The sequence below is a fragment of the Thermoflexus sp. genome, from assembly GCF_042408815.1.
In the GTDB taxonomy this organism is placed as follows: domain Bacteria; phylum Chloroflexota; class Anaerolineae; order Thermoflexales; family Thermoflexaceae; genus Thermoflexus.
In genome coordinates this window covers 17,514-32,143 of record NZ_JBHOQR010000036.1, presented here as the reverse complement: position 1 = coordinate 32,143, position 14,630 = coordinate 17,514, and the positions used below count along the sequence as shown (strand labels likewise).

The window sequence follows — 14,630 nt, the reverse complement described above, 5'->3', positions numbered from 1 at the left end:
CCCGCCGGGGCGCACCGCAAGCTGCGTTCGGGAGTGAACCGGAATGCCGATCGCATGGTTGGTGCTCTTGACCGCCATCTCCTTGAATCGCCTCCACATCCCTTCCCTCTGGTTCGATGAGGGATGGTCTTGGCATCTGGCCCGCATGCCCATCCCGGAGATGCTGCGGACCACGGCGGCGGATCGGAGCCCCTTCCTCTACTACCTGCTGCTCCATCTCTGGATCCGGATCGCCGGGGAGAGCGAGTTCGCGCTGCGGTGGCCCTCAGTGGCGTTCGGCCTGCTGACGGCCGCCCTGGCCGGACGGATCGCCGCGCGCGGGTGGGGATGGCCCGCGGGGATCCTGACGATGCTGGCGATGGGGCTTTCCCCCTTCTGGCTGTATTATGTGCAGGAAGCCCGGATGTATGCGATGCTGGCCGCCGGGGCATTGGCCGCCTTCGAGGGGATGGAAGCGATCCTCCGGAAGCCTACGTCGCTTCGCTTCCTGATCTGGACACTGCTCGCCGCCGGAACAATCCTCACGCATTATTACGGGCTTTTCCCGGCGGCCGCGATGGCCATCGGGCTGGGGCTGGGGAGCGCCCGCTGCTCCGGGGCGCGCCGGCGATGGGCCGCGAGCATGCTGGGACTCCTGGGGCTCATCGGCCCCTGGCTGATCTTCGCCCGAGAACGGTTCGTTCGTCCGGAGGATTTCCTCCGACCCCCCGCGACCCTGCTGGGGATCCTCTCCGCCCTCGCCCACGGGTTCTGGCCGGGGGAAGGGACATGGCTCCTCGCCGCTATCCTCGCCCCGGCTGCTCTGCTCCGCTGGAACGCCTTCGCCCGTCGGTGGGCGGCGCTCACCCTGGGCACCATGGCCCTGACCGTCGCGACCCTCGTGACGGTTTTCCCTCGGTTCGCCTTGTTCCATCCCCGCTATGGGATCTTCCTGTGGGCGCTGTGGGTCATCGGGATCGGCGGCGGGGCCGCCCGGCTGGGGGAGCTCCTCGGCGCGCGGATCCCCGGGTTGCCGCGCCGGGCCGGAGGATGGATCGGGGCGCTGTTCCTCCTGCCCCTGGGAGCCATGCTCCTCGGCCCATGGTGGACGTGGTGGGCGGATCCCGGCCGTGGCCGGGATCCGTATCGGGAAGCGGTGGCCCACGTGGCCCGACAGATCCGGCCGGGGGAAGCGGCCCTCGCCCTGCGGGCCAACTGGGCGGTTCTCTATTACTGGAACCGGATGGGGATCTCCGCTCCGCTCCTCATGGGCCCGGCATCCCCCGTGTGGGAGGAGGAAGCCGTTCGAACGTGGCTGGAGGACGCCCATCGACGATATGGCCCGCCCGACCGTCCGTGGCGCCTGTGGTTCTTCGGATGGCAACAGAACGTGGTGGACCCCCTGGGGCTCTTCGATGGGCTGTTGCTGGAAAACGGCTTTGAGGTCGGGGGACAGCCTTTCGGTTCCCTCTGGGTGGCTTATTATGAGACGTGGCCGCCTTTCCATGGGCGTCCCCTGACGCCGCGGAAGGCCGATTTCGATGGGAAAGTCGAACTGCGGGGCGTGCATCTGCGCCAGCCCCGCTGGCCGGGAGACCTGCTCGGAGTGACTCTGGCCTGGGCGCGGGTGGGGCCGATCCCTCGTTCTCCCCAGATGTTCATCCATGTCCTGGATCCTGCCGGGCGCTTGGTGGCCCAGCAGGACGGTCCGCTGCCCAACGATCTCATGCCGATCTCTACCTGGCCCCTCGATCACCCCTTCCCAGTCTTCACTCGGGTGATCCTGCCCCGGGATCTCCACGGCCTTTACCGGATCCGGGTGGGTCTGTATGACCCTCGCTCCGGAGCCCGATGGCCGGTCCGGGTGGATGGCTCCCTCGGGGATGGCGTGGAGGTGGGGGTCCTGGAAATCCCGTAGCCCCGTTGATCTGCACCCAAGGATAGGGGAACGAAATGCGTGGAGGGCTCCGGAGATGGGGTATACTCAGAGCACGTCGGGGAACCCGGTATGGAATCGCTGGGTATGGAACCTCAAGGGATGCGGCGGGCAGGAAACTTTCCATGAAGTCGGGTCGGGAGAACCGCTGAGATGTCGGAGCGGCTATATCTGATCCGGCACGGGCGCACGGCGTGGAACGCCGAAGGACGGATCCAGGGGTGGGCGGATGTGCCCCTGGATGACGTGGGTCGGGAGCAGGTCCGCCGGCTGGCGGAGCGCCTGCGCACCGCTCCGCCGGACCTCATCCTTTGCAGCCCGTTGTGGCGGGCCTATGAGACCGCCTGCCTCCTCGCCGCCGCCTGGGGGGTCCCTATCGAGGTGGATGAGCGCTTGAAGGAGCGTGGGCAGGGTCCCTTCGAGGGGCGCCCGGGGGAGGAGGTCGCCGTGTTGCAGCGGGCCTGGCGGGAGATGGCCCGGGATCCAACCACGGCGATCGTGGGGGTGGAGCCCCGCGAGGCCTTCGCGGAGCGGGTGTGGGCGGCGATGCAGGCGGCGATGGCCCGGCCGGAGCAAGCGGTGGCGGTGGTGGCCCACGGGGGGACCTTCGCCATGTTCTTCCGGTGCTGGCTGGGCTTCCCCTTGGATCGGCCTTCCCCGTTTCGCTTCGATAACGCCTCGCTGACCGAGCTGGTCGTTCAGGATGGACGCTGGGTCGTGATCCGCCTGAACGATACATGCCATCTGGAGGATCGAGCGGGGTAGCCCCGGGCCGGCGTCAAACGAGCGGCCCGCTCCGCGCTCAACGGCGGACGTCCTCGCCGGTTAAAGCGTTCCGTGGCGCTTGACAGCCCTCTGCCTCCATGCTACGATAAGGGCCCGTCTGGATCCGAAGATCTGGCGGCTCAACCTGTTTTCTACCCTATATATAGGGGTTTCGTCCGTGCGCTGCCCCTTTTGTGGGAATGGGGACACGCGGGTGATCGACACCACGCCGGAGGCGGAGCGACGGGCCGTGCGGCGGCGTCGGGAGTGCCCCCGGTGTCTGCGCCGGTTCACCACCATTGAGCGGCCGATTCACCTCGCGCCCATGGTGATTAAGCGGGATGGGCGACGGGAGCCCTTTGATCGGGAGAAGCTGTTGCGGGGGATCCAGATCGCCTGCGCCAAGCGGCCCATCCCGGCGGAGGCCCTGGAGCGCCTGGTGGAGCGGATCGAGGCCCGTCTCCAGGCGATGGGGAAATCGGAGATCCCCAGCCGGCAGATCGGCGATATGGTCATCGCGGGGCTGAAGGAGCTGGATGAGATCGCCTACATCCGCTACGCCATTGTGTATCTCGGTTTGAGCGATCTGGAGAGCATCCGGCGGGAGATCGATAACCTCCTGGAGGCCCGAGCCCGGGAAAGCGCCTCCCCGCCGGCCGGCCCGGCCTGAACGGCGCCTGACCTCGGGCCCTGTTTCCATCCCAAGCAACCGATCCGCGAACCTCCTACCGATGGCTCAATGGTGTCCGCGGATTCGCCATATATAGGATTTGATGTCAAATAAACCGCCATATATGGTGGTTCCCCGGGTTCTCCGAGAACAGTGGAGATCCGGATGGTGTCCATGGGGTCAGCGGGCCGATGGAGTCCGGGGCACATCGATGCCGAGCGATCTCTATTTTGGGGAAGGAGGAAACGGCCATGACGACGCGCTGGGAGATCCGGGTGGATGAAGCGAATACGGAGGCGGAGATCCCGTTAACCGAGAACGGCCGTATCGTCCTGGAGCGGCGGTATTTGCGCAAGGGGCCGGACGGCCGGCCGGTAGAGACCATCCCTGAGATGTTCCGTCGAGTGGCTCGGGCCATTGCGGAGGCGGAGAAGGAGCTGGGCGGCGATCCGGCCCTATGGGAGGAGCGGTTCTACCGGATGCTCACCTCCCTCCGCTTTCTCCCCAATTCCCCCACCTTCACCGGCGCCGGCACCCCGCTGGGGCAGCTGGCGGCGTGCTTCACGCCCGAGATGCGCGTGATGACCGATCGCGGTCCGAAACGGATCGATGACCTGCGGCCCGGCGATCGCGTCCTGACCCATCGTGGCCGCTATCAGCCGGTCCGGCAAACCTCCCGGCGGTTTTATCGGGGACCGCTGAAGGTGATCCAAGTGGGGCGGATCGGTCAACCCATCCGGGCCACTCCCGAGCATCCTTTCCTGACCCCTCAGGGCTGGGTCATGGCCGCCGATCTCCGTCCTGGAGATTGGGTAGCTGTCGGCTTCCCGAAGGGGATCTTGCCGGTTGGGCCTTTCGATCCAGCGGAGGCCGTCTATGCCGAGGATCTTGAAGCCCAGTGCATTGCTCCAGCGATCCGAGTTCGCCGCCGATCTCGGCCGCTTATCGAGGAAGCCTTTGAAATCCATCTTTCGGTTCCTGTATCTCTGGGTAACGACATATTGAGGAACGGAGACCATGCATATTTGAAGATAGAACATGTTGGAACTGAGGGGTATGAAGGATTTGTTTATAATTGTGAGGTAGAAGAGGATCACACTTATGTTGTAGAAGGCGTTGTAGTCCACAACTGCTTTGTCCTCCCCCTGGAGGATGACATGGGGAAGATCCCGGGGGGGATCTTTCAGACCCTGCGGGATGCGGCGCTGATCCAGCAGACGGGCGGCGGCAATGGGTTCTCGTTCTCCCGTCTGCGTCCCAAGAACGCCATCGTCTTCTCCTCGATGGGCCGGGCTACCGGCCCGGTAGGCTTCCTGCGGGTCTACGATCGGGCCTTCGGAGAGATTGCCCAGGGAGGATGTCTGACGCCGGATACCCTGGTGTTCACCACGCATGGGCTGCTCCGGCTGGACGAGATCGTCGATCCGGAAAAGCCCGGATGGCAGCCGCAGCGCATCACCGTGTGGACCGATGAGGGTCCCCGGATTTCCCTTCACGGCTATAACCGCGGCCGATCCCGGGTGTTGCGCGTGGTGACGGAGGAGGGCCTAACGCTGACTGGCACGCCGGATCACAAGGTGAAGGTGCTGACGCGGGAAGGTTGGGTCTGGCGTCGGCTGGATGAGCTGCAGCCCGGCGAGGCCATCCCGGTCATTCTCGGCCAGCATCAGGGCCATCTCCAGCCTCTGAAGCCGGTCGAGAAGGAACACGGCGATCCAGTCATGCCCCGGCTACCCCCTGTTTTGGACGAGGAGTTCGCTTTTTTCCTGGGGTATCTCACCGGTGATGGCTTTGTAGCCCACGGGGAGAACGATCATCGAATCGGGGTGGCGGTGGCCGATCATTCTTACCTGATCGAAGAGATGCCCCGCCTGATGGAGCGTCTCTTCGGGGTTCAGGTCCATATCCAGCGCAAGCCCGGGAAGGGCTCTACGCTCTTCATCATCGATAACCGCGCGGTGAAGGAGTTCCTTCGCATGAACGGTTTGGGGAAGGGCCGGAGCGTGGAGGCCAGCGTCCCCCGTCTGATCCGGCTCAGCCCTCCTTCGGTGGTGGCGGCTTATCTGCGGGGGCTTTTCGAGGCCGATGGAAGGGTCGTCCATGGCTATCCCATGCTCTGCACTGCCTCGGAGCGCCTGGCCCGAGAAGTGGCGGTGTTGCTCATCGGCCTGGGATGCCCGGTGAAAGTGCGCTCGGGCCATCCATCCAGGAACCGGTTCGGACGGTCCCGGCCCTGGTTCGTTCGCATTGTCTCCTCGGCCGGGCTGCGGGCATGGGCGGAGCGGATCGGTTGTGATCCCCGCTCCCGGTTCCGGGTTTGCCTGGAGCGGATCCCGGATTCGAATCGTGAATCCGCCTATCCGCTTCCGGAGCCCGCTTACTGGCTCAGCCCGGTTCGGGGAGCGACCGCCCTTCCACTGCGGGATCGACGCGGGCGAGGAACCGGTCGAAAGATCCGAAGCCCGCGCCCAGCGCTGCCACGTGCCTTGCGGCGCTACGTCCGAGGGGAGGGTTGGCTCACCCTTACGGCTTATGAAGGGCTAACAGCGCGATCTCCTGAATTCGCCCGACATGCTCTTCCGGTGGGCAATCGCTGGTTCGTTCACGTTCGATCCGTTGAGCCCGCTGGCGAGGCGCTGACGCTGGACCTGGAGGTATCAGACAATCACACCTATTTGGCCAATGGCATGGTGACCCACAACAGCCGCCGGGGCGCCAACATGGCGGTGCTCCGGGTGGATCATCCGGACGTCGAGGAGTTCATCACTTGCAAGACGGACGAGAACGCCATCACCAACTTCAACATCTCGGTGGGCATCACCGATGCCTTCATGCGGGCGGTGGAGAACGACGAGGAGTGGGAGCTGCGCTTCCCAGACGTGCTGCATCCCGCCTATCGCAACTTCCGGGGGACCCTGGAGGACGCCGAGCGGGCGGGGATCCCCATCCGGGTCTACAAGCGGGTGCGGGCTCGGGACCTCTTCCGCAAGATCGCTGCCCAGGCCCACCACAACGGTGAGCCCGGTGTGCTCTTCCTGGACACCGCGAATCGCTCGAACCCGGTCCCGCATCTCTACACCTTGGAAGCCACAAACCCCTGCGGTGAACAGTGGCTGGGGCCTTACGAGAACTGCTGTCTGGGCTCGGTGAACCTGGCCCGCCACGTGAAATACGTGGACGGCCGGGCGGAGGTGGATTGGGAGAAGCTGCGGGAGACTGTGGAATGGGCCACCCGCTTCCTGGACAACGTGGTCCAGGTCAACCAGTATGTGCCCGCCGTCCCTCAGCTGAAGGAGGCTGCCTTCCAGACCCGCCGCATCGGCCTGGGCTTCATGGGGCTGGCGGATCTGATGTATCACTTGCGGATCCGCTATGGCTCGGAGGAAGGCCAGGAGTTCGCCGCCCAGATCGCGGAGTTCATCCGTTACCACGCTATGCGGACCAGTATCGAGCTGGCCAAAGAGCGGGGCCCCTTCCCGGCGATCCGGGGGAGCATCTATGACCCGGAGAACCTGAAATGGGAGCCCCCGAAGCCTCTGAAGCCCTACACCCGGGATTGGGGCCGGCCGCCCCTGGACTGGAAGGCCATCGTGGAGGGGATCCGCCGCTACGGCATCCGCAACGCCGCCCAGACCACGGTGGCCCCGACTGGCACGCTTTCCACCGTCGCCGGCTGCGAGGGCTACGGGTGCGAGCCCGTCTTCGCCCTGGCCTACATCCGCTACGTCCACGAGGCGGAGGGGCGACTGGAGCTGCGCTACGTCAGCCCCCTCTTCATGCGCGCCCTGAAGGAGGCCGGCCTCAATGAGGAGGCCCGCGCCCGGATCATCGAGGAGGTCCTGCGCAGGGGCACCTGCCAGCACATCCAGGAGCTCCCCGACTGGATCCGCCACACCTTCGTGGTCGCCCAGGACCTCACCCCCGAAGAACACGTGTGGATGCAGGCCAGCATCCAGGCGTTCATCGATAACAGCATTTCCAAGACCATCAACTTCCCCGAAACAGCAACCGTGGAAGATGTCGAAAAGGCCTACCTTCTGGCATGGAAGTTGGGATGCAAGGGCTTGACCGTATACGTGGCCGGATCCCGTCAAAAGGAGGTCCTGGAGACCCTGGAGACCAAGGCCAAGAAGGAGCAGAAGGGGGCGGCGATGGTTCCGACCCAGCCCACGCTGCCGCAACCAGTGGGCCCGACCGTGCGTCCGCGGCCGCAGAAACTCGCTGGCGTCACCTACCGGATCGCCACGCCGGTGGGGACGGCGTTCATCACCTTGAATGAGAACGGCGAGGGCCAGCCCTTCGAGGTGTTCCTGAATGTGGGGAAAGCAGGTTCGGACATCGCGGCGGTGGCGGAGGCCATCGGGCGGCTGATCTCCCTGCTGCTGCGGCTGCCTTCCCCGGTGCCGCCCGCCGAGCGGCTGCGCCAGGTGGTGGATCAGCTGCAGGGCATCGGCGGGGGGCGCGCCCTGGGCTTCGGGCCGGAGCGGGTGCGCAGCCTCCCCGACGGCATCGCCCGGGTGTTGGCGGAATACCTGGCGGAGCGCGGCCTGGAGGCCTCGGCGATCCCGAGCCCTCCGCCAGCGCTCCCGCTGCCGGAACCTCGCCCGGAGCCCGCCGAGCGAGAGGCCCTCGGGCCAGTGGGGGACCTCTGCCCGCAGTGCGGCGAGGCTACGCTGCTGGAGCAAGAAGGATGCCGGACCTGCTATAACTGTGGCTACAGTGAATGTTAACCCGATCCCCCTCCCTGGAAACGGGGAGGGGGATTTCATTTCTGGACTTCAAGGGATCAGCGGGCCCCTGAGGTCGCAAAGCCGTCAAGAGGGGAGAGGGGTGGAACGGGATCCCGTCCCCGCCGGGCGGTTTGAGGCTCTGGACTCCCCACATCACCATCGGTTCGGGTAAAATCCCCATTGATCTTTCTGGCATGGAGACCAGCGGATGCGCAGCGTGGAATGGCATGACGGCGTGCTTCGTCTGATCGACCAGCGACGTCTGCCCCATGAGCGGGTAATCCTGGAGTGTGACACCCCACAGGCGGTCGCGGAGGCCATCCGCACCATGGCAGTCCGCGGGGCGCCGGCGATTGGGGCGGCGGCCGCCTTCGGGATGGCCCTGGCTGCCCTGCGCAGTCCGGCGTCCGATCGGATAGGCCTGTTGCGGGATCTGGAGGCAGCGGCGGCCCTGCTCAAGGCCTCCCGGCCCACGGCGGTGAATCTGTTCTGGGCAGTGGATCGCATGCTTCGCCGCGCAACGGATGAGGGCCTGGAGGATCCCCAGGCGTTGCGGGAGGCGCTGGTGGCGGAGGCGATCCGCATTGCGGAAGAGGATGTGGAGACCAACCGCCGGATGGGCCAGTTCGGGGCGTCTCTGATCCGGGATGGTGACATCATCTTGCACCACTGCAACACCGGCGCCCTAGCCACGGTGGATTACGGCACCGCCCTGGGGGTGATCCGCACGGCTCACGAGCAGGGGAAGCGCATCCATGTGCTGGTCGATGAGACGCGGCCACGTTTGCAGGGCGCCCGTCTGACCGCGTGGGAGCTGCTCCAGCTGGGCATCCCCTTCACCGTGATCGCCGACAGCGCGGCCGGCTATTACATGCGCAAGGGGAAGGTGAACATCGTCCTGGTGGGCGCCGACCGCATCGCTGCCAACGGCGATGTGGCCAACAAAGTCGGCACCTACACCCTGGCGGTCCTGGCGAAAGAGCACGGGGTCCCCTTCTATGTGGTGGCCCCCACCTCCACCATCGATCCCCATACGCCGAACGGAGACGCCATCCCCATTGAGGAGCGGGATGAGCGGGAGGTGCTGGAGATCGAGGGCATCCCTATCGCCCCCCGGGGAGCGCGGGCGGCCAACCCCGCCTTCGATGTCACGCCTGCCCGCTACATCACCGGGATCGTCACGGAGAGGGGAATCCTCTATCCGCCCTTCGACCTTCACATTCGGCGGGCCCTGGGCCTCGAATCGGAGGGGTGACGGGATGTGGCTGCATTGCGCGGCCTGTAGCCATCGGTGGCCCTATCTCCGCTTCGAGATCCGCTGCCCGCGTTGTGGCGGCGACTGGCTGGATGTCGTCTACGATCTGGAAACCGTCCGCCGGCAGTGGGAACGCGTGCTCCGTGACCGCCCCTTCACCATGTGGCGCTATCGGGAGCTCCTGCCCCTGCGTCATGATCTCCACATCGTGACGATGGACGAAGGGGGAACGCCGCTTCTGCGGGCGGAGAACCTGGGGTTGATGCTGGGCCGTCCGCGCCTTTACATCAAGGACGAGCGCCAGAACCCCACGGGCTCTTTCAAGGACCGTCAGGCCTCCCTGGCCATCTCAGTGGCTCGGGAGGCCGGCTTGCAGGAGATGGTGGTGGCCTCCACCGGGAATGTGGCCATCTCGTATGCCGCCTACTGCGCCCGGGCCGGGATTCAGCTATGGGCCTTCCTGGTGAGCTCCGCGCCCGCGGACAAGATGCGGGAGGTCGCCCTGTATGGGGCGGAGGTCATCAAGGTGACCGGGACTTACGACCAGACCAAGCAGGTGGCGGCCCGGTTCGCCGAGCGGCGCGGGCTGTTCCTGGACCGGGGGATCCGGAGCCTGGCGGCGCGGGAGAGCATGAAGACCCTCGCTTTCGAGATGGCGGAGCAGCTGGGCTGGCGGGCGCCGGACTGGTATATCCAGGCCGTGAGCGGGGGAATGGGCCCAATCGGGGTGTGGAAAGGATTCCGGGAGCTCCAGGCCATGGGTCTGGTGGATCGGGTTCCGCGCATCGGCATCATCCAGGCGGAGGGCTGCGCCCCTATCGTGGCATCCTTCCGCGAGGGCCGGGAGCAGGCCCAGGTCGTTCCTACGCCCCGCACCCGGATCGCCACGCTGGCGACCGGGGATCCGGGCCCGGCCTACCCCGTGCTGCGCCGCATCGTGCTGGAGACCGGGGGCTTTATGGAGACGGTGAGCGATGAGGAAGCCTATCGGGCAATGCATCTGCTGGCTAAGATGGAAGGCCTCTCGATAGAGCCAGCGGCGGCCGCCGCCTTCGCCGGTGCCTTCAAGCTGATCGCCTCCGGGCGCATCCGGCCGGAGGAGACCGTGGTCATCAACGCGTCGGGGCATACCTTCCCGGTGGAGAAGTTCGCCCTGGGAGAAGGTTGGGTCCACACCCTGGAAGCCCCCGCTGCGCCTTCCGAGGGGTTCCTCACTGCATTAGACCAGCTGGATCCGCGCAGCCGGCGGGTGCTGATCGTGGACGACGACCCGGATGCGGTGCGGCTGATCCGGCGGATTCTGCAATCGCGCGGGGTTTTCTATGTGGAGGCCGCCTATCGGGGCGACGAGGCCCTGGCGCGCATCCGGGCGCAGCCGCCAGATGTGATCCTCCTGGATCTGATGATGCCCGGGATGGACGGCTTTGCTCTCCTGGAGGCATTGAAAGCCGATGAACAGCTGCGCCGCATCCCGGTCCTGGTGATCACCGCTCGGAGCCTGGCGCCGGAGGAACAGGCCCGTCTGCGCGAGCAGGCCTACGCGGTGCTGGAGAAGGGAACCTTCACCGATGAACACCTGCTCGAGGACATGCTGGCGGCCCTCCATGCTTCATAGCTTCATAACGAGCCGGGCCCTCGTGTCGGTTCCGCCCTTGTTTTTTCCTCCGTCGGTCATCTGGGCCGGGTCAATACCGGTTTCCGCCTCCCTCAGGGTTCCGGATAGATGGTCACCCAGGGGCGAATACGCTCCAGGGTAGCGGGGCCGATGCCCGGGACGGCCAGGAGATCCTCCAGGGACCGGAAGGGTCCATGCTTGAGCCGGTAATCGACGATCGCCTGCGCAGTCCGGGGCCCGATGCCGGGGAGCTGCTCCAGCGCTTCCACGGAAGCCGTGTTCAGGTCCAGGCGGGCGGAGGGGGTGGGCGTAGCCGATGGCGGCTCCCCGCGTCGGGGCACATGCAGGTGCATCCCATCCGCAACCGGCGCGGCCAGATTGAGGGCCTCGAGATCCGCATCGGCCTGAGGGCCCCCTGCCTGCTCCAGCAGGGCCCAGATCCGAACCCCCTGAGGGACGGTGTAGACGCCGGGCGCTTGCACGGCGCCGGTCAGGTAGACCTGGATCCACTTCGGGGTGGGGGTAAGGGTCGGTGCCGGGGTTGGGGGCGGAACGATCCGGATCGGCGCGGGAGCCGGACGCCGGAGCAGCCAGATGCTGGCCAGGAAGCTGGCCAGGGTGGCTCCCAACACGATCGTTTCTCGCAGGGTTAACCAGAACTCGCCTCCTCTGGAGGCGGACGCCGGACCTCGATTGCGGATGCTCATGGCGCTTCGTCTGAGTCGAGCGGGATAGGGATCTGCCTGCGGGATCGTTCGGCTTGATCTCCCAAAAGCGATAGCGCCGAACGGGCAGCACAGGGCCCGAGCAGGGAAAGCCGGGCATGCTGGCTCATGTTTATGATAGCGAATAGGCTGAGGAGGCCTGCTCCATCGCGGGGGATGGGGGGCAGCCGGCCTGCTTTTCCGCGTCTCCCGGCTGTAAAGATGAGGGGGCGGGCAGCTGCAACGCCCGCCCCGCCGACCCAGTCCAGGTGCGATTCGGAAGGCGCGGCGATCCTTCCCGGAAGATCCATCGACGGATGCTTCCCCACCGCTAGATCGCGGGGAGCTGGAGGAAATCGCCGGCTTACAACATCCCCTCCAGGATCCGCTCCAGCGCCATCGTGTGGGCGCAGGTCCCGCGATGCTGGAAGAACTCACAGTCGCACGTCCAGTTCCCCTCGTGGTAGCGAACGTGGTGGGTGTTGTTCTCGCCGCGCACGGTGACGGCGAAGGAGATGAAGTGGAATCGATCCCGCTCCTCAGCGTAGCGCCGGGCTTTCTCAATCTTGCCGATCAGCGCCGAGTCCACCATAGGGAGCCTCCTCCTGAGGGTGGAATTCCGAGCGGCGTAGCCCCTTACAGAAAAGCAAAACGGCACGACAGCCCATCGGCCGCGTGCCGTTTTGGGGATGGCCTTCGTTGTCGGACCTCTCCACGCAAGGGAAGCCTCCCCCATCTGCGTGTTCTGCCTCCAGTATAGGCGAGTTGGGGGGAGTTGTCAAAGCGGCCGGGTGGGTGGGGCGCCTCTCGAGGCCCTGGAGCCGCCCGCCACGGCAAGGGTGCCGCCGGAAAAGCCTCACGACGGCTCTCCCGCTCAAAGCGCAAAGGGCCATGGGTGGGCAAAGCGGAATGTTCGGTCTCCTCCTCCCAGCCTTTTGAGAAATTCTTCACGAGACGGGGGGTTGAGATAAACTATTGATGACATTCTGGTATTGGAGGCGATCCATGAAGCAGCGGATAGGGATCGGGCTGGCTCTGATGGTCGGGCTGATCCTGGAGGCGATCGGGTGCCAGCCTTCATCGAGCGCGGGTCCGATGCGGGTCCGCTTCGGGGCCCTGCCGATCTTGGATGTCCTGCCGGTCTATGTGGCCCAGACCGAGGGCTACTTCGCCCGGGCCGGTCTGGAAGTGGAAGTCGTGCCCGCGGCCTCTGCGGCCGAGCGGGATCAATTGATGCAGGCCGGGCGCATCGACGCCATGGTCAACGATACGCTTTCGACGCTCTTCTATAACAAAGAGAAACCCCAGATCTACGTGGTTCGCATTGCCCGCCAAGCGTATCCGCAGGCGCCCCAGTATTTCATTCTGGCGAACCCCAGCGCCGGGATCGAAAGCCCTCAGGATCTGAAGGGGGTGGAGATCGCCATCTCCCAGGGGACGGTCATTGAGTATATGACAGATCGGATCCTGGAGCGGGCGGGGTTGAAACCAGGGGATTACCAAACGGTGAACATCCCGCGCATCCCGGATCGGCTGCAGGCGCTGGTGGAAGGCCGGGTGAAGGCGGCCACCCTTCCGGATCCCTTCGCGACCCTGGCGATTCAGCAGGGGGCGAAGGTGATCGCGGACGATCGGGAGGTCCAGTCGATCTCTCTGAGCGTGCTCAGCTTCCGGGCGGAGGTGGTGGAGAAGAACCCGGAGGCCGTGCGGCGCTTCCTGCAGGCATGGGATCAGGCGGTGGCGGCCATCAACGCGAACCGGGACAAATACGCCGGCCTTCTCTCCGAGAAGCAGCTGGTGCCTCAGCCCCTGGTGGGAACCTATCGGTTACCCCCGTATCCGGAGCGTGCGCTCCCCACCCGTGAGCAATTCGCGGATGTGATTGCCTGGGCCCGGGGGAAAGGGCTGATTCCGGGCGACATTCCTTACGAGCAGCTGGTGCGGGAAATCCGTTGAAGAGCGCTTGCGGGCCGGGGAGGCAGTTCCCCGGCCCGCCGTTGCTTGTATTCCCGGAATGTCAAGACGGCTGGAGGTATTTCCCCAGGATCGGGGCCAGATCACGCCGGAGAGACTCGGGGACCAGGGAGAGATCGGTGGCAAAGGCGTGCTGCAGGGCGCTGCCGCAGGCGCAGGGCCGCTCATCCGGGAGGATGCGGGCCAGGACCCGAATGGCCTCTTTGGCCATGGCTACGTTGGCAGCCAGGCGCTGAATCACCATCTCCGCGGTCACCGGCTCCTCGCTTTCATGCCAGACATCGTAATCCGTCACATGGGCCATCGCTGCATAGCAGATTTCCGCCTCGCGGGCCAGCTGGGCTTCCGGCACCGCCGTCATGCCGATGATATCCGCCCCCCACTGCCGCCAGATCCGGCTCTCAGCCTTCGTGGAGAAACGCGGCCCCTCGATCGTGATAAAAGTCCCCCCTTTGTGGGCCGTGCCTCCCACCGCTTTCACCGCCTGGTAGACATATTCGCTCAGGTGAGGACAGAAAGGATCCGCCATCGAGATGTGCACCACCAGGCCGTTGCCGAAGAATGTATAAGCGCGCTTGCCCTTCGTCGCATCGATCAGCTGGTCCGGGACCACCACGTGGCCGGGGGCGAACTCCTCCCGAAGGCTCCCGCAGGCGCTCACGGCGACGATCCGCTCGACTCCCAAAACTTTGAGCGCATAGATGTTCGCACGGCTGTTGATCTCGCTGGGGGCGATCCGGTGGCCGCGCCCGTGGCGGGGGAGGAAGGCAACCCGTCGTCCCTCCAGCGTCCCGATGATGATGGCATCGCTGGGATCCCCGAAGGGCGTGGGGATCTGCACCTCCTCCACATCTTGCAGGGCTTCCATCTGGTAGAGGCCGCTGCCCCCGATGATGGCCAGCTTCACAGGCTCTCGCGCCATGGGAAAGATTCCCTCCTGCAGGGTGCTCATCGAAAGATATGATATTTCAGAGCGCTGGGATAGGGTAGCCTCTGCCCGCC

General features: G+C 65.6%; 10 protein-coding genes. 7 read left to right on the top strand and 3 right to left on the bottom strand.

Annotation, left to right across the window (positions count from 1 at the left end; translation table 11 throughout):
* The first annotated feature begins 43 nt into the window (after positions 1-43).
* The 6 genes from ACFMO3_RS11645 to ACFMO3_RS11620 all read left to right on the top strand — a co-directional run bounded on the left by ACFMO3_RS11645 (position 44) and on the right by ACFMO3_RS11620 (position 10,950).
* Complete coding sequence (locus ACFMO3_RS11645; RefSeq protein ID WP_376790575.1) at positions 44-1,897, top strand: hypothetical protein; 1,854 nt, start codon at positions 44-46, stop codon at positions 1,895-1,897.
* Between the two features lie 171 nt (positions 1,898-2,068).
* Complete coding sequence (locus ACFMO3_RS11640) at positions 2,069-2,680, top strand: histidine phosphatase family protein (RefSeq protein ID WP_376790574.1); 612 nt, start codon at positions 2,069-2,071, stop codon at positions 2,678-2,680.
* Positions 2,681-2,858: 178 nt separating this feature from the next.
* Positions 2,859-3,350 carry a transcriptional regulator NrdR gene (nrdR, locus tag ACFMO3_RS11635; RefSeq protein WP_376790573.1) on the top strand — a complete coding sequence of 164 codons (492 nt, stop codon included), beginning with the start codon at positions 2,859-2,861 and terminating at the stop codon, positions 3,348-3,350.
* A gap of 251 nt (positions 3,351-3,601) precedes the next feature.
* Positions 3,602-8,080 (top strand): adenosylcobalamin-dependent ribonucleoside-diphosphate reductase, encoded by a 4,479-nt coding sequence (locus ACFMO3_RS11630; protein ID WP_376790572.1) that lies wholly within the window; start codon positions 3,602-3,604, stop codon positions 8,078-8,080.
* A 208-nt stretch (positions 8,081-8,288) separates the two neighbouring features.
* Entirely contained in the window at positions 8,289-9,335 is a 1,047-nt protein-coding gene (gene mtnA, locus ACFMO3_RS11625) for an S-methyl-5-thioribose-1-phosphate isomerase (protein WP_376790571.1), read from the top strand.
* 4 nt (positions 9,336-9,339) lie between these two features.
* Positions 9,340-10,950: a threonine synthase gene (locus ACFMO3_RS11620; RefSeq protein WP_376790570.1), complete on the top strand. Its 1,611-nt coding sequence runs from the start codon at positions 9,340-9,342 to the stop codon at positions 10,948-10,950.
* Between the two features lie 92 nt (positions 10,951-11,042).
* Here ACFMO3_RS11620 and ACFMO3_RS11615 read toward each other — a convergent pair whose 3' ends face one another.
* Together ACFMO3_RS11615 and ACFMO3_RS11610 are read right to left on the bottom strand one after the other, a co-directional pair.
* Positions 11,043-11,657 carry a helix-hairpin-helix domain-containing protein gene (locus tag ACFMO3_RS11615; protein WP_376790569.1) on the bottom strand — a complete coding sequence of 205 codons (615 nt, stop codon included), beginning with the start codon at positions 11,655-11,657 and terminating at the stop codon, positions 11,043-11,045.
* 361 nt (positions 11,658-12,018) lie between these two features.
* A complete protein-coding gene (locus ACFMO3_RS11610) occupies positions 12,019-12,246 on the bottom strand; it encodes an SWIM zinc finger family protein (RefSeq protein WP_322802296.1) in 228 nt (75 codons plus the stop codon).
* A gap of 413 nt (positions 12,247-12,659) precedes the next feature.
* On the opposite strand from ACFMO3_RS11610, the gene ACFMO3_RS11605 reads away from it, so the two are divergent.
* Complete coding sequence (locus tag ACFMO3_RS11605) at positions 12,660-13,610, top strand: ABC transporter substrate-binding protein (protein WP_376790568.1); 951 nt, start codon at positions 12,660-12,662, stop codon at positions 13,608-13,610.
* A gap of 61 nt (positions 13,611-13,671) precedes the next feature.
* On the opposite strand, the gene mtnP is transcribed toward ACFMO3_RS11605, so the two are convergent.
* Positions 13,672-14,550 carry an S-methyl-5'-thioadenosine phosphorylase gene (gene mtnP / locus ACFMO3_RS11600; RefSeq protein WP_376790567.1) on the bottom strand — a complete coding sequence of 293 codons (879 nt, stop codon included), beginning with the start codon at positions 14,548-14,550 and terminating at the stop codon, positions 13,672-13,674.
* Between the last annotated feature and the right edge of the window lie 80 nt (positions 14,551-14,630).